Raw genomic sequence first — 20,458 nt, 5'->3', positions numbered from 1 at the left:
ATCATTAACAATATATGACATAGATTTATTACATATGTGTCACCTAATAGCCCCAAGGCCAAAGGTTATTATATAACAATTACTTTTTATCTATTCTTCGATAACCTCGACTATGATGTCATGGTCTTCAGATAATTTTTCTAATGTTTCCGCCAAGAGAGGATTGTTTCGTTCCTCTTCTGTCATATGCTCTGGATCCCAGGCGTATTCTCGAGCCACCGTAACGCTATCGATTGCTTCTACTTCAATAGGTGCTGGTGAAAGCATTGTATTTCCATCACTTTGGTATGGGGTTCCCTCACGAGGTTCACCCCCATCAGACTTTGGGACAGCTTCAACCTCGATATGCGCACCGCTATCCATAGGGCGCTCTAACACTTCGCCATCCTCGCTGATAACAGTCACACTATCTAATGGATGTGGTGGCATATCATCTAAGGATGATACATAAGAACCCTCCATATCGTCTACAGGCACATCATCAAAGGAATGAACCGGAATATCATCCCCTTCTATAGAACCTGCTAAAGACTCAATAGAAATTTCACCATCTGGCACCTGTGTCGCAGAACTACCATCAAAGGATGTAATTGGCACATCACCACTGGATGCTGGCTCTGTTTCTACGCCAGCTCCTAATGCAGTTTCTGATGCATCTATTGTAGTTGTATTCGCACTATCACTAACTACCGTATTTGCAACGGCACCGCCGGTTTTCTTAGCTAAGAATGCCATCGCCGCAGCCTTAGCCGCGTCCACGGCTGCAGAATCAGGCTTACTCTCTTGCGGATTATTGGTTAAATCCATTTGTGTCGGTTCCGCACCTGAAGTCGTCTTTACGTCAACCATCGGTTCTTGTGGTCGTTGGGGTGCTTTTACTTGGCGTTGTGTGGTGCTACCAGCAGCCTTTTTATAGTCTTTATAAACTTGCGTGAGAGCATCCACGATTTCTACATGTACTGCATAGCCCAGTGTATAGGTGAAAGCATCAACCGCCTCCGCCAAATTCACTTCATTGGTCATTACATTGAGATGCAATGCATTTTTAAAGGCCATGACCGCCTTGCTTTGGTCTACGTACACCAGCTGACCTTGACCGATAACGGTAGAGGTCATATTGCGATTGCTATCCTTCAAGTATTTAATCACATTGGATTGTACATTGCGATACTCTTGAGCAGACAAGATTTGGTCACTAATGATGGCCTGTGTACTAATGCCTTTTTTACCGCGACCTTTAGCTTGGTTTCTCGTGTTTTTTCGGGAAACTGGGTCTCCATTATTCGGTGGTGGCGCCATGCCAACGCCGCCCATTGGTGGCGGAGCCATACCCACTCCATTCATCGGAGGCGGTGTACTACCTGGTGCTCCCATCGGTGGAGGCGTCATACCTATACTCGCAGGCGGTGGTGTCATGCCTACGCTGCTTGGAGGTGGCACAGTGCCAACAGCAGTATTTTGAATACTACTCATGGAAGAATTCTGTACAGCAGCATTATCTACAGGAACAAAGCTGTTCGCATAGCCGCTAGGTGGACCAAATGCATTAGCACTATAAGCTGGTGTAGGAGCCGCTGGGCCTCGTTGTTCCAATTGAGCCATGCGGTTCAATAAATCATTTCGTTCAGATCGCTCAGCACTTTCTAGAGCATATACACGATCTTCTAAGCTTTCATCAACAGAGCCTAATTTAGCACAAAGCACGAGTAGACCCATTTCGATGATGGTTCGTGGATTGTCCACTTGTTTCGCATCATTCATGATGGATTGAGCACTGCGTACATATTGGTTAAGTTCATTGAAATCAACACTATTGGCCTGAGCTAGGAACTCATTCTTAAAGGTATCGTATACCTTGAGCTCATCCGCATCAGGAGCCACCTTACCAACGAGCAAGGCACGCACATGTTGAATGAGGGCTTCCATAATCTGCGTCGCATCGCGACCTTCCGCCAATGCATCGTGAACGTAGGATAATACTTTAGGGCCATCGCCGTTGCGCAAAGCATCTAGGAAGTGAATAATCCATTCCTTACTTACGAGACCGATTAACTCTTCCACCACTTGCGGTGTAATAGAGCCCGTTGCCATACCTGCACATTGGTCTAGAATACTCAAGGCATCACGCAAACCACCATCTGCATGAACAGCGATAAGCTGAGCCGCCGCAGAATCAAGACCAAAGCCTTCTTTTTCTGCTACGTAAGATAACCGTTGTGCGATGTCATCAGAAGTAATGCGTCTAAAAGTATAGCGCTGACAACGAGACACGATAGTAACAGGCAATTTTTCAATTTCTGTAGTGGCAAAGATAAACATCACATGAGCAGGAGGTTCTTCGATTGTTTTTAAAAGCGCGTTCCACGCCTCTGTAGTGAGCATGTGGGCTTCGTCTATGATAAAAACCTTTTTACGCCCTTCAACAGGCATAAATTTGACGCTTTCACGAAGAGCACGCACCTCATCGATACCGCGATTTGATGCGGCGTCAATTTCAAGAACATCCATGGACTGTCCGCTCAAAATCGATTTACAAGCACTACACTCGTTACAAGGGTGATCCGTTGGCCCCTGCTCGCAATTGATAGCGCGCGCAAAAATCTTCGCCATGCTCGTCTTACCAGTCCCCCGCGGACCGGCAAATAAATAGGCATGAGCTACCTTATCCTCCCGGATAGCGCGCATCAATGTATCAGACACCTGATGCTGACCAACTACATCGGTAAATGTCTGCGGACGATACTTACGATATAGCGCAATATATGCCATTGGAACACCCCCTTTTTTCCGAAACTTGCAATACTTTATTATACCATATTCAAGAAAATCCGACTCATTTTATAGAGTTTTATCAGTAATTTACACTAGTCATTTGAGCCCATCAATTAGACATAAAAAAAGCGGCCCCACAGGCCGCCTTGCAATATTCGATCACGACAGCCCCCGGGGTCCCCGTGGCACATGAAGGTTACCGCTTAGTGCTGCTACCTCTCAGTCCTGACACGATTCACAGGCCTCCATTGCACAGGCCCGAGAACTGCCATGATCCAATATTGCAATACAAATATTATACATGAAAAAGCCTCTATAGTCAAAGCTATAGAGGCTTTTCATATATCCTATCCAAACGATATTCAATCAAATTAAAAATTATTTTGCATATTTCTCTTTAAATGCAGCCAATTGTGCTTCTTCTAAGGATAAGCCTTGTTCTTTGAAGCGTTCAATAGCAGCTTGCATTTCTTCATAGGCTACAGGCACAACTTTTGTAAATCTGTTTACAAAGTTATTCCAGTTTTCTAAGATGTGACGGCCTTTAGCAGAGTTAGTATGCAATACATGTTGTTCTACTAGTTCTTTAATGCGTTTAAGGTCATCATTATTGGCAGTACGTAATTCTACGAGACCTGTGTTGACATAGCGTTCATCGCAATCAAGGATGTACGCATAGCCACCGGACATACCTGCTCCAAAGTTACGGCCAATTTTACCGAGTACGAGCACTTCGCCACCAGTCATGTATTCACAGCCATGGTCGCCGACGCCTTCCACAACGGCAGTGATACCGCTGTTACGTACGGCGAAACGTTCACCAGCTACACCGTTGATGTAGGATGTACCAGAGGTTGCACCATAGAAGGCAACGTTACCGATAAGGATATTTTCATCAGCTTCAAAGATGGATTTCTTAGGTGGATATACAGTGATAGTACCGCCGGACAAGCCTTTACCGAGGTAATCATTCGCATCACCTTCAAGTTCTAGTGTCATGCCTTTAGGAATGAAAGCACCGAAGGATTGACCCGCAGAGCCTTCGAAATTCAACTTGATTGTATTGTCTGGCAAGCCGCTTTCACCATAACGACGTGTCACCTCAGAACCAACCAAGGTACCTACAACGCGGTTGATGTTAGTGATAGCCAATTTAGCGCGAATCGGTTTTTGATCCTCAATAGCAGGACGGCACATACGCAAAAGTTTGGACATATCCAAGGTGCGTTCCAACTCGTGATCTTGGTCAACCATGTGCATATGTCCCACAGAGGAATCAATGTATGGACGGAACAATATGCGTTTAAGATCAACGCGAGACAATTTGAAGTTATCATCTTGAGATTTTTGACGCACAAGATCGATACGACCAACGAGCTCAGCTACGGAGCAAATACCTAAACGAGCCATGATTTCACGCAATTCACGTGCGATGAAAATCATCAAGTTTTCAACATATTCAGGCTTACCTGTGAAACGAGCACGCAATTTTTCATCTTGTGTAGCTACACCGTAAGGGCATGTATTAAGATTACATACACGAGCCATTTTACAGCCCACCGCAACGAGTGGCAATGTACCAAAGCCGAATAACTCAGCACCGAGCATGGCTGCTACAGCCACATCAAAACCAGTCATCAACTTGGAGTCTACCTCTAATTGAACACGGTCACGCAATCTGTTGAGCATCAAGGTTTGATGAGTTTCAGAGAGACCAAGTTCCCAAGGTACACCTGCATGTTTTACAGACGTGCGACCTGCTGCACCTGTACCACCATCGTATCCGGAAATCAAGATGTTATCTGCTTTTGCTTTCGCAACACCAGCAGCAATTGTGCCAACACCTGCTTCAGAAGTCAATTTAACGGAAATACGCGCATCTTTGTTGACGCATTTCAAGTCGTAAATCAACTCTGCCAAGTCTTCGATGGAGTAAATATCATGATGCGGTGGTGGAGATACGAGCTCAACGCCTGGAGTGGAGTGACGAGCCTTGGCAATTTCAGGATATACTTTTTTGCCTGGTAATTGACCGCCTTCACCTGGCTTAGCGCCTTGAGCACATTTGATTTGCAATTCTTTTGCATGAATGAGGTAGTTTGCGGTTACCCCAAAACGACCAGATGCAATCTGTTTTACTTCGGAGTTCATGCTATCGCCGTTTGGCAATGGTTTAAAACGATCTACATCTTCGCCGCCTTCACCAGAGTTAGATGTGGAGCCTAAACGATTCATAGCGATGGCAATGGCTTCATGCGCCTCTTTACTGATCGCACCGTAGCTCATAGCACCAGCTTTAAAGCGTTTTACGATGGATTCTTCAGGTTCAACCTCTTCGATAGGAATACCGCCACCTACAGGGTAGTTCAATTCCATCAAGGAACGCAATGTAACATGGTAATCATTGCGAATCGCTTTGGAATATTCTTTATATTTTGCGTAGTCGCCGTTGATAAGAGATTCTTGTAAAAGCTCGATTGTCTTAGGATTGAATAGATGCTCTTCCCCATCTTTTACAGGACCATACCAACCGCCTGGTTCGAGTACTGTTTCATCGGATTTGAAAGCACGTTCAAAACGAGCTAATGCTTCATGTGCTACCCCACCAAGACCAATACCGCCAATACGTGTTGGTGTATTTACGAAGAACTTATTAATGAAGTTAGTATTCAAGCCCAACGCTTCAAAGATTTGTGCACCGTGGTAGGAACGAACTGTGGAAATACCCATTTTGGACATGACCTTCATAATGCCACCTACAGCGGCCTTGATGTAGTTCTTTTCTGCCTGTTCTGGTGTAATATCGCCAAGACGTTTCCGAGCTTGTAAATCGCGTACAGTTTCAAGCGCCAAGTATGGGTTGATAGCTGTTACACCATAGCCGATTAATGTACAGAAGTGATGTACTTCACGAGGTTCACCAGATTCAAGGATGAGACCAATTTCTGTACGCAATACTTTGCTAATCAAGTGATTGTGAACGGCTGCTACAGCCAACAACGCTGGAATTGGCGCATGATGTTCATCGACACCACGATCAGATAAAATCAATACATTTTGATCTGTACGAGCTGCTTCTTCTGCCTTAGCACACAATTCATCTAATGCATCGCGCAAGCCTTCGGCACCCTTAGTTGGATCAAATAGGATTGGCAAGGTTACAGATTTCATGCGACGGCAATCAAGAGCTTTAATGGATGCCAATTCTTGGTTTGTAAGAATTGGGGTACGCATGGACAATGCATAGGTACCAGCTTTGTTAGGTTCTGTTAAATTCCCAGAGTTACCAAGCATAACCCGTGTAGATGTAACCATTTCCTCACGAATAGAATCAATTGGAGGATTCGTTACTTGCGCAAACATTTGCTTGAAGTAGCTATATAACAATTGTGGTTTATCTGACAAGATAGCTAAAGGCGCGTCCGCTCCCATGGCACCAACAGGATCTTTCCCATCTTTTGCCATAGGCACGATCATGCGCACAAGGTCTTCTTGGGTATAACCAAAAGCTTGTTGTTCTTTGAATAAATCATCTACTGTTGGAATTGTACTTTCATCGGCTTGCGTAATTTCAGACAAATGAATAACGTGTTCCTTTACCCATTCATTGTATGGTAATTCAGTAGCGACACGATGTTTGATTTCTTCATCAGAGATGATACGTTGCTCCGCTGTATCAATGAGTAGCATTTTACCTGGTTCCAAACGGCCTTTAGCGCGGATGTTTTCAGCATTTTCGTTTACAACGCCAACCTCGGAGGCCATGATAACGCGATCATCTGTTGTCACATAGTAACGAGCAGGACGCAAACCGTTACGGTCAAGGACACCGCCGATAACTGTACCATCGGTAAAGCCCATAGCCGCAGGACCATCCCAAGGTTCCATCATAAAGCTATTGAACTCATAGAAATCATGTTTTTCTTGACTCATGAGATTATTGCGTTCCCAAGGCTCAGGAATCATCATCATAATCGCATGAGGCAAGGAGCGGCCTGTCATGTGCAAGAATTCTAATGTGTTATCAAACATAGCAGAGTCAGATCCGCTATCATCTACTACAGGGAATACCTTTTTGATATCTGGGAACAATGGAGATTCCGCTTTACCTTCACGAGCATTGATCCAGTTTACATTGCCGCGAATGGTGTTGATTTCACCATTGTGAACTAAGAAACGGTTAGGATGTGCTCGAGCCCAACTTGGGAATGTATTCGTACTGAAGCGGGAGTGAACCATTGCCAATGCGGAGGTAAAATCAAGGTCGCTCAAATCAAGGTAAAAGTCGCGCAATTGACCAGGTGTTAACATACCTTTATATACGATTGTTTTAGAAGACAAGGAGGCAATATAAAAATCGCTAGACAATTCCTTGCTCAATGGAATAATGCGTTTTTCCGCCAATTTACGAATGATATATAATTTGCGTTCAAATTCCTTATTGTTAGTTACATCTGGGCCTTTGCCGATAAGGATTTGAATCATCCAAGGACGAATCGCCGCAGCCTCTTTACCAACCTTTGTACCATCTACCGGTACTTCACGCCAGCCGAGAACAACTTGCCCCTCTTCGCGTACGACCTCTTCGAGAATTCGTTTTTGCTCGTTACGGAGACTTTCATATTTATGGGCAAAGACCATACCTACGCCATATTCGCCAGCTGCAGGTAGATTAATACCAAGCACTTCACACTCGCGCTTGAAGAACTCATGTGGGATTTGTACTAAAATACCGGCACCATCCCCAGTATCCTTGTCGGCACCGGCACCGCCACGATGTTCCAAGCGCTCTAAAATGCGTAAACCATCGTCGATAATATCATGAGATTTTTTCCCCTTAATATTAACAACGAAGCCCATGCCACACGCATCCTTTTCAAATTGGCTACTGTACATACCATTGGCTTCAAGTCTAGCTTGATCTAGACGTTGTTGCTCTATTGTGCTTTGCTTCATATCCATAACGTGCACTCCTTCATATCACTTGATCATTCCAAGCACTGCGGCATCGTTCCGTTCGGTCTTGGTAAAAGTATAACTAACAAACTATTTCTCTATAAAATTATCAATTTAACATTCTATAGAATTTTATGTCTATACACAGTATACTCCTGTCCACTGTGAATTGAAAATATAAAAAAAACATAGTCTATGCTTTTCATGCATAGACTATGAGTTTTTATCACTATTGTTTTTTGTATACAAGGATACAGGGATAATAAGCTTCTCATCCAATAAATACGATAGTCTTATTATTTAGAGTGGAAAAACCAACAGTTATTTTTCTCGACCAAAATTATCCCCTACTTCACAGGTAATCGTAATAGCTTCGTCTTTACCATACGGCACGAAAGTTAGCTCTGATGCGTGCAAACATTGGCGTGTATAGGGCTTATTGCGCGTACCATACATAGCATCACCAATAATAGGGTGACCAATATGTTCCATGTGAACCCGAATTTGATGAGTTCTGCCAGTCAACAACTTAAAACGTAACAGAGTGTTGTCTCCTTCATGACCGAGAACGGTATATTCCGTTTGAGCCGACTGACCAAACTCATCGATAACACGGCGATTATCAAATACTGGATCTACCCCAATAGGCGCATCTACCATGCCATCCACATCAATACGACCTTCTACAAGTCCTGTATAAATACGATCGATACGCCCTGCTTGTAGCTCATCAGTATAATATTGTTGTGCTTCCTTTGTTTTACCAAATAGAATACACCCCGATGTATCTCGGTCGAGGCGATGCACAGGACGAACCTTATGAACTACACCCTTTTTCGCATAATAACCAGCTATATAATTGCTTAAGGTGCAAGACTTTGTTTGCCCTGCTGGATGAACGAGCATAAAAGGAGCCTTATTCACAACTAGGGTATGAGCATCTTCATAGAGAACGGTAATCGGCCCCTTTTCTACGTCTACTCCATAATCCTTATCTTGTGGTAATTCTAAGGTTAATACATCACCCTTTTTAAGTGCTCGCTGCGAATGAGCCACACGGCTATTAACTTTTACCCGTTTCTTGCGAAACATCATTTGGATATCCCGAGCGGATAGGGAAAATCGTTCCTTTACATATTTAGAGACCGTCAACTCTGTCGGTTCTTTCACCGTATATGTTTTCCAGCTCATATTACCACCACTCGTTAATATACGTTTTTTGTTCAGGATAGAGAATATCGAAATAGTCTAACCATTCTTCGCTTACTGAAAGTTTCCCTTCAAACGCAAGGTCTCGAGCCGTAAGTGTGCCCATTAATAACTGGCTCAACGCACCGACCTCAATGGTAATATCTGTTTCATCCTCTATCGTATCAGAAATCTTTTTAACGGATGGAGTTAATGCACTGCCATATTGTACTTCATAGCGACCTTCGTTCCAACTGCAAAGCCCATCTTTTACAGCAAAGATCATTGTTATAGGCATCATCAATGCCTCTTGATTGACAGGAATTGCTTCAAAAGCAGCTTTTACATCTACAATACGACTCATCATATATGGCATGGTAGCGTGGCCAGTTCTACCATCAGGATAGAAGCGATAATATGTATCGTGAAGGCCTTCATTCCAACGGATAGACGTACCTTGAGAACGGTGATTATAGAAATAATTTAATAATGCACGTTGTGCACGGCGTGTCGTGTAAACCAGCTCAGTAACAGGAATTTCAGGCTGACCTAAACGATACACTGCATAGCCTTCAATGACATGGTCATCGTTGCGCACTACAGCAACATTTACACCTTCTGCAAAGAAGCTGCCTAACAAACGTTTCCATTCCTTTTCGCCACGTTCTGCGTAGCCAGAAAGACGAGCCGTATATGTTTTATATACTGGATCTAACAAAGTCCATTGATCTACGCTATTTAGTAAGCCAAAGCTCAACGTTTTATCTGTCATAGGGCGCAAGTCTTCTAGCGACATGGTGTTCACCCATTGATGAGCATAAAGTTCCCAACCATATTGCTGATAGAACGCTGCCTTGGATGGCATCAAAATCGTCATAGCTTGACCGCGTTTACGAAGCTCCTCTAGTGCAGCAGTTAACAGTGCACCGCCTACACCACCACGGCGGGCTGCTGGATGCGTTGCAACGCCTACCATATAGCTCGTAGGCAATACGGCACCACGTACATTAAGATTGTATTGACGCAAATGAACGGTACTCAACAATTGGTCCTGTTCTAACCCGACCATTGTATTCTCTGGTTCATAGCAATTTGTAAAATAATATTGAAAGAATGGATCTTCCTTTGGTTCAAAGCAGTACGCCCATAGATTTTCTACATGAGGCGTATCTTGAGCCATCGCAATTCTAAATTCCATAATTTTGTCCTCGTTATATCATAAGAGCCGTTATCTATCTATCGCGTCACAGCGTATAATATCTAATCTGATCTAATTTAAGCACATCATATCGCCATATCGCCATATCGCCATATCGCCATATCGCCATATCGCCATATCGCCATGATGATACGATAGTTACATTCAAATAGATAGTCTAACAATTCTATTATAACAAAATGAGCTATGAAGCACATCGACTTCATAGCTCAGATTTTATTTACCACCTGTCGCATTATCTGCTTCGTTAGCATATACTGCGTCATATTTTTCAGCAAAATGATCTGGGTTATAAGATTCTTTTGCTTGGCGAAGACCAGGCAAGCCCATATCTTCTTCACGGTTAATGAATTCTACATCGCTGAATTCATGACGAATAAATTCATTATTGATCGCTTGGTACAAACCACGAATATCTGGATTTGCTTTTTCAATATGAATCAACGCCATTTTATCATTCAACAATTCACCGATACTGAAAGCTTCCACGCGGCCAAACAATTTAATGGTGCCGCCTTTAAGGCCTAGCACATCCCAGTTATCAAATAATAAATTGATAGCAACCAATTCATCTTCGATACCTTCTTCATGATGGGTTTCTACCCAAGATGCTGCTGTTTCGCGGCATAATGGAATGATATCTTCTGTAATTGGCACATATTCATAGTTGGAATATTGCATGCGGAATTGATTTAAATGGTTTTTCTTTTGACGGAACTTCTTACCGGACAAATTGATAAGATCTTCAGACTTATAAATGTATTCGTAGTTATCGCGGTCAGGTGTGAATGTGTAGCGTCCAGGACATAATTCTTCCATGCGCTCTTTCATGATTTTGCTAATACCTTTGAAGCGGAATGGCAATTTATTTTCCACAAACCATTCTTTAGCGCGCAATAAACCATCAAGGAACTTTGCATCTTTACCAGCAAATGGAGGCAATAGGAATGGTTCACGCTTACCGCCACCTTGAATGTACAACACGCCATTTTCTTCAGCCCAACGAATGCCGTACGCATCTTGCCACATAAATAATGTAGTAAAGCAGTTATCAGATGCTTCATAATGATGTTGTTCAAAATACTTGTCGATTAATGGTTTATCTCTTAATTCAAAACGTTTAAATTCTAAAATAATAATCCCTCCTATCAGATTCCTCTTCTGAGGTTACCGTCGTTATCGGTAAAAGTTGAATATAGCCAAATATTCATTAGGCTCTTCATAATACTCTATTGAAGTCACTTAATTTGTAGTTATAATTTTACAGATTCCCCTAATTCAAAGGTACCATCTGTAGTGATAACCTTATCACCTTCATTTAGGCCAGAAATAATCGCTACATCATCATCTACTGTAGTACCCACTTCAACAACACGTACGTCAACGGTATTATTTTCAGTTAACACATATATGTACTTGCCATCTTGGTTTTCACGAACCGCCTTAGTTGGAACGGTCAGCATCTTGGCTTTCACATTAGATTCAATAACGAGTGTATAGAATTCACCAGCCTTGATTAGGCCTTTCTCATTATTGAAAGTGGCTTTCACAAGAACACTTGGCACATTTTCAGGTTGAGTAATATCTACGTAAGTCAATTCACCTGGTAATTCTTGGTCACCTACCTTGAGAAGTACCTTCATGCCATTCTTCGCTTCAGGTGTACCTAATTTCATAGCCGCATCACGAGGAATGCTGAGGGATGCAACCATCGGCGTAGATTGCTGAATCATCATAAATGGACGGTCTGCAATCGCCATTTGACGGTCTTCGTTATAGATAGATGTTACAGTACCTGCTATAGGAGCCACGATTGTAGATGCCGCCATCTGAGCCGATACTTGTGCGATTTGTGCCTCAATGGCTGCCGTATTGATGCCTCCGCCACCACCGGTTGTAACTGTTGTAGTTTGTGGTTGAGATCGTTCCAAAATACGATCATATTCTTTTTGTGTGATTATGCCCGCTTCACGCATGCGTTGAGCCTGTTCCAGTTGAGTACTGTCTATAGATGCTGCAGTCGTAGTCGTCACAGCTGTGGCATATGATTGTGATTGGGCTTGCGCTAATTGTCCTTGCAAGGATGCTAGCTGTTGTTGTAAAGCCGATGTATCTACAGTTGCCACAGTTTGACCTTGCTGTACTTGATCGCCTACTTTCACGGCATACACGACCTGCCCCGTCAAGGTCGGCGTTATCGTCGCTTTATTAAGGGCCGTTACATTGGCATCATTATGAATCTGCAACGGCATATCCTTGTACGTTACCTCTGCGACGGATACGGTTTTCGTACCACATCCCGCAATAGCGAGTGTCATAATCATAACACCAAGGATAGCAATTACAGAGCAAAAACGATTTATTTGCATTCTGTCACTTCCTATCATATTGATTTTTATCAATACCTTAGTATATCATAAAATCAGTTAGAATTGTATGAAAGCTAATTCCTTTAATTTATGGATATAACGGAGGTTCTCATGGAAGAACGGATGGACTTTAGGATTTTAAATAATGGTAGCTTCATTCCCTCCATCGGTTATGGTACCTATAAAACAGGTACCGAAGGAGAGACTGAACAAGCTGTTGCTAATGCACTTAGCGTAGGCTATCGTTTACTCGATACGGCCGCCTATTATGGCAATGAAGAAGCCGTGGCTAAAGGAATCAGAGCATCTGGTATCAAACGAACAGATATAATCATCACTACTAAAATTTGGCACACCGATGCAGGCTACGATAATACGATGCGTGCTGTTGAAAGCTCCTTAAAGAAACTAGATACCAATTATATTGACATCATGCTCGTTCACCAACCTTTGGGCGATTACTACGGCTCTTGGCGCGCCATGGAGGAGTTATACGACCAAAATATATTGCGTGGGTTAGGTCTTTCTAACTTTTATGAAGACCGATTAATCGACTTGCTATATCACTGTAATGTAAAACCTGTAGTGAACCAAATTGAATGTCACCCATTCAACCAACGCCAAGCTCTTATACAATTGATGAGAAAGCATCAAGTTGTAGGCATGGCATGGTCTCCATTTACCCGTGATCGCCAACCGATTTTTGATCATCCTATCATCAAAAGCTTGGCTGAAAAATACGGTGTAACAAAGCATCAAATCATCTTGCGTTGGCATATTCAACGAGGCATCATTCCATTACCAAAGGCAAATAATGTAAGCCATATGGAAGCTAACTTTGATGTATTCGATTTCAAACTCACTAACATCGACATGGATGTTATGGAATTATTAGATCAACAAGACTTCTTAGAGGACCACCACACTGCACTAGGTCTTGAAAGATTATTACAACTTAAATAGAACATAAAAACAAAACCACTTATATCCTCCTTTAGGAATAGATATAAGTGGTTTATTTTAGTGCTCTTTATTTTATTATAGTTTATGTTAGTATACTTTATTTTATTTAGGTATATTAAATACGGCTTGAACAAGTATCATGTATACTACAGTGCCGGCTCCAATAGACATAAACATATTTCGTTTCCATACATGCATGCCAACGGTCACTAATAAAGCAATAAGTTCCGGTACTCCATATGGATAGGATAACACAATTGTATCTTTAAAGGTATACACAACAAGCATCCCCATAACCGCTGCAGGTAATGCCTTGCCTAAATACTGTACAAAATCTGGGGCCTTCTTACCATGTGGGAAAATAAGAAAAGCAGAGAAACGTGTAAGTAATGTGCCCGCTACAACAATGGCAATGGTAATGACTATTTCAAAACTAGTCAAGATGTACACCTCCCCACTTATACGCTATATAACATACTACGAGCATACACCCCATAGAAGCAAGCATAAATAAGGATTTTCCCGTTAATAGAAGCATTGCTAGTGCTACAACGGCTCCAACAGCACCTAAGCCTCGAATATTATTACTTTTAGCATTAAATAACATTTCAAGGAATATAACAATAAATAAGCCAGGTAATACAAAACCAATACCTCGCAAATCTACAGATGCTAATAAATCACCGAACAATCCCCCTACAAGAGTACTCACCACCCAGAAGATATAATTAAGCCACGATACATGGAAGTAGAACCATTTTTCATCTACATCATCGGGTAACTTCGTAGATACATTAATTGCAAAGCTTTCATCACACATCCACGCAACTGTAGGAAACCATTTCCATCCCATATGCACATATCGCTGTAGTGCAGATAGACCATAGAAGAAATGGCGCCCATTGACAAACAAGGTCAACATAAAAGTATTCACTGAATCAAAGCCTGCCATTAACAGCCCAATAGTTACGAACTCCATGGAGCCTGCAAATATGGTACTAGCTAAAACAGGAGCGGTCCACCAAGGAAACCCTTGACTGGTAGCATACAAACCAAAGCCTACTCCAAGAAAAAGGAAACTAAGCCCCATGGGAATCATAATAGGAAGTGCAAAAGAAAATGCACTTCTATTTTTTATTTTATTTATAGGGAGCGCCTCCTTTCCATATCATACAAGTTTACACTGTTAATCCCCTTAATTATAAGGCACGCGTTAAAATCTCGCGAGCTACTTCTGGTGTTACATCACCATTTTCACCAAGTTGTGTCATGCCATGGTCCTCTAATTGTTTCACAATTTTATCAACTGCTTCTTCACCAAGACCATAGTCTTTCAAATGCGTAGATACGCCAAGGGACTCGAAGAATTCACGAGTTTTAGCGATAGCCTTGTCCGCTTTTTCTTCGTTTGTACCTTCTGTAATATGCCATACCCGTGTAGCATATTGTGCCAATTTTTCAAGTTTGTCTGCTTTTTTCACTTCTAACAATGCAGGTAATACGATAGCCAATGTAATACCATGGTCAAGATGGTACGCCGCAGTTAACTCATGTCCAATCAGATGAGTTGCCCAGTCTTGTGGCACGCCGGCACCAATTAAACCATTTAATGCCAATGTAGAGGCCCACACGTGGTTAGCACGAATATCGTAGTTTTCTGGATTTTCTACTGTTTCTTTGCCGATTTCAATCATAGTTTTTAAAATACCTTCGCTGAAACGATCTTGAATACGACCTTCTACAGGGTATGTTAAATACTGCTCTGTGGTATGCACAAAGGTATCGATAACGCCATTCTTAACTTGTCTTTCAGGCAAGGTGAAAGTCAATGTTGGATCAAGCATGGAGAACTTAGGGAATACTAAGCTACTGAATACAGGGTATTTACCGTCACCATAAGTAATAACTGCACCATTGTTCATTTCGGAACCAGTTGCAGGTAGTGTCATAACTGTGCCAAATGGTAATGGATTTGGTACCATGTCTACCGGAACCTCTGGCACACCAACTTTCATTACCTCAATAACGGGACCATCATAGGTAGCACCCATAACGATAAGTTTTGTAGCATCTACTACAGAACCGCCGCCTACAGCGAGAACGAAATCTACGCCATGTTCTTTAATGAAAGCTACCGCACGTTCACAAGTTTCAAGAGATGGGTTTGGCTCAATACCACCAAACTGCTCAACTTTGCGGTTACCAAGAGCTTTCACAATGCGATCAATAAGACCACTGTGCACAGCGGAGCCACCACCATAAGTAATGAGCACCTTTGCATCCTTTGGTACCAATGTATCTAATTCATCTAAACGGTCTTTACCAAATACGATATGTGTAGGGTTATAAAAATCAAAATTATACATACATCCTCCATTAATCCGACATATAGATATATGAATCCATATTAGAATTATACAAAAATATTTAAAATATAAATTTACTACCTAGCGATCACACATTCAATATAACACATTAATCAATATATTATATTGAATTGTATTATAAATGAGCTAGAATTTCACCATAGTTTTAATCTATAGCTAACTGATATGCTTTTATCATATACAAATCCCCTTCATCCATGATAGGATATAACCATTATAAGACTTGAAAGGGATGATTATATGAAATTAAAAACATTGTTAGCACCATTACTTATCGGTGCTCTTGCATTTACTATCGCTGGTTGTGGTAGTACATCAAATCAATCAACACAAACACAAAAAGAAATCAAAATAGGTGCTACATCTGGTCCTCATGCACAAGTAGCTGAAGCTGTAGCAAAAGAAGCTAAAAAACAAGGAATCGATCTTAAAGTAGTTGAATTCTCAGACTATGTAACACCTGATAAAGCCCTTGCAGATGGCGATATTCAACTGAATGCTTATCAACATGTACCATTTATGGAAAACTTTAACAAACAAAATGGTTCCAACTTAGTAGCAATCGGTAAAACAATTTTGGTGCGTATGGGCTTATATAGTAATAGCGTACACAGCGTACAAGATGTACCTGAAGGCGCTACTGTTTCTATCCCAAATGACCCTACTAATGGTGGTCGTGCATTAGCATTATTAGCTAAAGCTGGATTAATTACGTTAAAAGATGGTGTCGGCTTCAAAGCAACAGTTGCAGATATCACATCTAACCCGAAGAATATAAAGATTCAAGAACTAGAAGCAGCTCAATTACCTCGTAGTCTAGATGATGTAACAATTGCAGTTATTCCAATGAACTATGTGCAAAGTGCTGGTCTTAGTGTAGAAAAACAAGGTTTCTTCTTCGAATCTAAAGATGAACCACTAACAGTTATCGTACTTGCAGTTCGTAGTGAAGACAAAGACAACGAAACATACAAAAAAATTGCAGATATTTACAAATCTGATGCTATTAAACAATACATCGACGAAACATTCAAAGGCACTATTACAACTGCCAACTAATAAAGTTTATATCGTCACTATATAACTAAAAAGAGATGCCCCAATGATTACAATCATTGGGGCATCTCTTTTTTACTCTTCTGTATCAAATGTAACATCTAATGGTTGACGCTCTACAATATTGCGATATCGTACTTTAGGATATCCCATAAGAATGCCACCAGCTACAATTTTATCATCAGGTACACCTAATTCATCTAATAATGGTTGGTATTCAGCTTCTCCAGCATGTTCAAAGAAACCAGCCCAACAAGTACCAAGGCCTAAAGTCGGCGCATATAGCTCAGCATAAGACAAGCAAGAGTGACCACTATCATGGGTACGATGAATATCTTTTTTAGAGCCAATTGCCACTACGAGAGCCGGCGCATCGCGCAAGATATACTCCTTGCCTTTATCTACCTCTGCTTGAGCAGCACGAGCATAGAGACGCATAATCGGTACTGTTTTTGCAGCCAGATGCATCCACTCTAGAACAAGATCAGCAATACGGCGCAACGTTTGTTTATCTCGGATTACTATATACGAAATACCTTGTGTGTTAGTCGCTGTTGGCGCCATTCTTGCAACGTTTAGCACTTTGCGAATGAGCTCTACAGGGACTGGTCTATTTTGATAGTTACGAATAGAGCGACGACTACGCATGAATAGCTCAGCTTGCTCAGGCGTTAACTTAGGTTCCTTTGTAATATCGATTTGCTCCTTACGCGGTGTCATATCGCTATCAAGAGCAAGCGTTGGGCATACGGAAATACAATGCCCACAGGAGATACAACCTCCCCTGCCAGTTACAGGTCCAGCATCGGACATCACCAGCAATCCGGTCGGACAGTCAGCAACGCAAAGGCCGCATCGTGTACAGACTTCTGTATTGACGGTAAATAACATCTGAATATCCTCCAAATACTACTATAAAGTCTATTATAACATACAAAATCAAGTCATATCTAGTTTTAAACAATTATTCTAATTGTAATGGAGCTAATCCCTGTTCCTATATTTGCCTTTTGGATGGGGCCCCGTTTCATTAATACAACTTGGTAAAAAAAGTAAGAATACGCTTGCTTGCTCCGTTCTTCGCAAAGTCGTTGCACAAGCGTATTCTTACTTTTTTATCACTGTATTTATAAAGATGCCCCATCCAAAAGCGTAAATAATCTAGCTAATACTTATATAGAGTCATTACAATTACACCTTGAAATAAATCATAGAAAACACTATCATTTTACACATTATAATAAACTTTATAGTAGTGGCGCCATGCCCACCGTATGGGAAGGACTAGCCAGAGGCTAATCTACTGGCTTGTCTTGATGCAAATTCAGTCAAAACTACTTAACCGCTCTCGCCTCTCCGCTCCTCTAATTATAAAAGCATATTGAGTAAATATCGAATGTAGCTTGTCATGAGGCCGCTCTGTATATTAGTAAGGTAAGTCGCTTTACTATGGGACTAATTTACATCAGGTGTTATAAAAATGAAACTGGGTACCTCTGCAGCGACTTTACGAAGGACGGAGCAAAGAAATACCTAGTTTTCTAAAAGCTTCCCCCATCATATAAAAGCATATTGAGTAAATATCAGATGTAGCTTGTGATGGGACTGGTTAATAGCAGACGCTCAAATAATAAAAAGAGTTCCCTATGCAGCGACTTTGCGAAGAACGGAGCAAAGAGGGAACTCTTTTTATTATTTATTAAGTTGTCGCAATCTAAGTGGGCCCCATCACAAGCAACCCAAACATATTTACGCAAATGCTTTTACATATTTACTCAAATGCTTTTATAAGATTCATGTAGTCCCCTTTATGCGTAAGTCTCCAGGTCCCAAAGTCTGGTTCTGGGGATTCGTTCAGAATATTTGCCAAAGATTCCAAAAATTCTGGAATCTTTGTAGCTACAATATTGCCAGCCATTTTACCGAAGTTTTCAGAGCCCATGTGTTCTGAGCCACCGTCTACAAGGATAAATGCTACCATAGGTTTCTTATCTACTAATTTTACAGCACCATGGAAACCAATTTCACCGATTTGGTGTGTACCACAGGAGTGTGGACAGCCGGATATATGTAAACGAGGTAGTTTTCTTGTATCTATACCCTTTTCTTCAAGGTGTGCGAAGATATCTTTCAAAAGACCGTTAGAGTCTTGCATTCCAATCTGACATATAGTAGAACCAACGCAAGATACGGAACGGCGGAAATCATTTTCAGCGCTGTCATCAGTTAATTCCGCAATTTTGCGTGCTTCATCAGCTGTAAGATTAATGAAGAACAATGCTTGGTCTGGCGCAATACGTGCTTCTACTTGGTCAAGTGTCACTACATAGTCAAGGGCAGCCAACAAGTGTGCTACGTTCACATCGCCACCTGCTGGATGGTATTCTACGTAATATAAACCTTCCTGTTTTTGACGGTGAATACGATAATTTTCCACAGAATCATCACGCTTACCAGTTTTTGTAATTTCATAAGCATAATCAGCTGGATTAATAGTTAGGTGTTCTACTTCTTTTACCATAGCTAGGGTTTCTTCATAGATCTTGATGAAAGCTTCCGCCCCACCCATTTCAGCAGGCATGTAACGGGTACGAGCCTTACCACGGTTTTTGAAATTACCATGGTTAGCAAAAACCATAAGCATAGCTTTCACATGATACAAAACATCCTCAGGTGCTACATCATGTGCCACCGGAATACCAATGCGAGGATTAGGACCAATACCACCACAAGCATACACATCAAAAGTATTGTGTTTTGTTAAGTTAAAACCTAGGTCCTTGAACGTAGAATGTGGGGTACTATCAAAACCATTATCTATACCCATTTTAAATTTGCGAGGGATCTTGATATAGAACATTTGCTCCATAAGAAATTCACTAATAGCTGTTGTATATGGCGTAATATCTAAAGTTTCACGAGGATCAATGCCGCGTAAAATACTAGCCACCACATTGGGATTGTCACCGCCAGCACCACGGTTATAGATACCGTGGTCATAACATTCCTTATAGAGACTCAATATAGTATCACCATCAAGGCCATGCATTTGTAAGCATTGGCCGGTAGTGAAATGTACATGTTGCAGGTTATATTTACGAATGGAGTCCGCTAAAAACTGTATGTGCTCGCGCGTCATGCGACCACCGTTGAAGCGCCAACGGCTCATGCCAGTATTTGCACCGCGCTCAGCGTAACTACCATAAGCACCAGATTGTCCTTTATAGTCTGCAATGGATAATTCTTTCTTATAGAACTTATGTGTCATATCCTCAAACTTTGGATAATCTGCAATTAATCGATCTTTCAATTCTTGTGTAATCATACTATTACCCTCTTGGCTTATATTTATTAAGCATAATTCGTAACTTTATAACGCTTAGTATACCATATATGCATAAGTATGTTAGTAGCTAAGCTCACAATTTCAATATCGATTATTAATAATATAGTTTACAATCTGTAATAATTATCACTTTTAAAAAGGCAAAAGAAGCTGTAACCAAATGTGGTTTTACCACATTCAGCTACAGCCCCTTTTTATAATA

13 protein-coding genes and 1 other RNA gene are annotated in these 20,458 nt (G+C 41.4%); 2 read left to right on the top strand and 12 right to left on the bottom strand.

What is annotated here, in order from left to right:
* Positions 1 to 90: 90 nt before the first annotated feature.
* The 7 genes from dnaX to KH286_RS05760 form a co-directional block, all read right to left on the bottom strand.
* Positions 91 to 2,769, bottom strand: a complete 2,679-nt coding sequence (dnaX, locus tag KH286_RS05790) for a DNA polymerase III subunit gamma/tau (protein WP_156697297.1) — start codon at positions 2,767 to 2,769, stop codon at positions 91 to 93.
* Positions 2,770 to 2,937: 168 nt separating this feature from the next.
* Positions 2,938 to 3,037: signal recognition particle sRNA small type (gene ffs / locus KH286_RS09625), an RNA gene on the bottom strand.
* A 113-nt stretch (positions 3,038 to 3,150) separates the two neighbouring features.
* A complete protein-coding gene (gene gltB, locus KH286_RS05780; RefSeq protein WP_021148599.1) occupies positions 3,151 to 7,734 on the bottom strand; it encodes a glutamate synthase large subunit in 4,584 nt (1,527 codons plus the stop codon).
* A 315-nt stretch (positions 7,735 to 8,049) separates the two neighbouring features.
* On the bottom strand, positions 8,050 to 8,919 hold the full coding sequence (locus KH286_RS05775; RefSeq protein WP_024061287.1) for an RluA family pseudouridine synthase: 870 nt from the start codon (positions 8,917 to 8,919) through the stop codon (positions 8,050 to 8,052).
* 1 nt (position 8,920) lies between these two features.
* Positions 8,921 to 10,114, bottom strand: coding sequence for a GNAT family N-acetyltransferase (locus KH286_RS05770; RefSeq protein ID WP_118091255.1), 1,194 nt, complete (start codon positions 10,112 to 10,114; stop codon positions 8,921 to 8,923).
* Positions 10,115 to 10,351: 237 nt separating this feature from the next.
* Positions 10,352 to 11,287, bottom strand: coding sequence for a DUF2156 domain-containing protein (locus KH286_RS05765; RefSeq protein WP_058948150.1), 936 nt, complete (start codon positions 11,285 to 11,287; stop codon positions 10,352 to 10,354).
* 101 nt (positions 11,288 to 11,388) lie between these two features.
* Complete coding sequence (locus tag KH286_RS05760; protein ID WP_156697300.1) at positions 11,389 to 12,504, bottom strand: efflux RND transporter periplasmic adaptor subunit; 1,116 nt, start codon at positions 12,502 to 12,504, stop codon at positions 11,389 to 11,391.
* 111 nt (positions 12,505 to 12,615) lie between these two features.
* Between KH286_RS05760 and KH286_RS05755 the strand changes: the two genes are divergently transcribed.
* On the top strand, positions 12,616 to 13,467 hold the full coding sequence (locus tag KH286_RS05755; protein ID WP_101928528.1) for an aldo/keto reductase: 852 nt from the start codon (positions 12,616 to 12,618) through the stop codon (positions 13,465 to 13,467).
* A 102-nt stretch (positions 13,468 to 13,569) separates the two neighbouring features.
* Here the strand turns inward: KH286_RS05755 and KH286_RS05750 are convergent, their stop codons facing one another.
* The 3 genes from KH286_RS05750 to KH286_RS05740 all read right to left on the bottom strand — a co-directional run bounded on the left by KH286_RS05750 (position 13,570) and on the right by KH286_RS05740 (position 15,833).
* The gene (locus KH286_RS05750; protein WP_278617743.1) at positions 13,570 to 13,908 is read right to left on the bottom strand and encodes a branched-chain amino acid transporter permease; all 339 of its coding nucleotides are present in this window, start codon (positions 13,906 to 13,908) and stop codon (positions 13,570 to 13,572) included.
* Positions 13,901 to 14,566, bottom strand: a complete 666-nt coding sequence (locus KH286_RS05745; RefSeq protein WP_278457309.1) for an AzlC family ABC transporter permease — start codon at positions 14,564 to 14,566, stop codon at positions 13,901 to 13,903. The genes KH286_RS05750 and KH286_RS05745 overlap by 8 nt, the downstream gene beginning before the upstream one ends.
* A gap of 100 nt (positions 14,567 to 14,666) precedes the next feature.
* Positions 14,667 to 15,833: an iron-containing alcohol dehydrogenase gene (locus tag KH286_RS05740; protein WP_278457311.1), complete on the bottom strand. Its 1,167-nt coding sequence runs from the start codon at positions 15,831 to 15,833 to the stop codon at positions 14,667 to 14,669.
* Positions 15,834 to 16,094: 261 nt separating this feature from the next.
* Here KH286_RS05740 and KH286_RS05735 point away from each other — a divergent pair, with 261 nt between their 5' ends.
* Positions 16,095 to 16,913 carry a MetQ/NlpA family ABC transporter substrate-binding protein gene (locus KH286_RS05735; RefSeq protein WP_278457312.1) on the top strand — a complete coding sequence of 273 codons (819 nt, stop codon included), beginning with the start codon at positions 16,095 to 16,097 and terminating at the stop codon, positions 16,911 to 16,913.
* Between the two features lie 72 nt (positions 16,914 to 16,985).
* On the opposite strand, the gene KH286_RS05730 is transcribed toward KH286_RS05735, so the two are convergent.
* Together KH286_RS05730 and KH286_RS05725 are read right to left on the bottom strand one after the other, a co-directional pair.
* A complete protein-coding gene (locus KH286_RS05730) occupies positions 16,986 to 17,801 on the bottom strand; it encodes a nitroreductase family protein (RefSeq protein WP_004694890.1) in 816 nt (271 codons plus the stop codon).
* An 880-nt stretch (positions 17,802 to 18,681) separates the two neighbouring features.
* Positions 18,682 to 20,235 carry a nitrite/sulfite reductase gene (locus KH286_RS05725; RefSeq protein ID WP_278457314.1) on the bottom strand — a complete coding sequence of 518 codons (1,554 nt, stop codon included), beginning with the start codon at positions 20,233 to 20,235 and terminating at the stop codon, positions 18,682 to 18,684.
* Between the last annotated feature and the right edge of the window lie 223 nt (positions 20,236 to 20,458).

This window comes from Veillonella parvula (assembly GCF_018378075.1).
In the GTDB taxonomy this organism is placed as follows: Bacteria; Bacillota; Negativicutes; order Veillonellales; family Veillonellaceae; genus Veillonella; species Veillonella parvula_K.
Note: the sequence above shows the minus strand (reverse complement) of the source record. Positions and strands in the feature narration are given on the sequence as shown.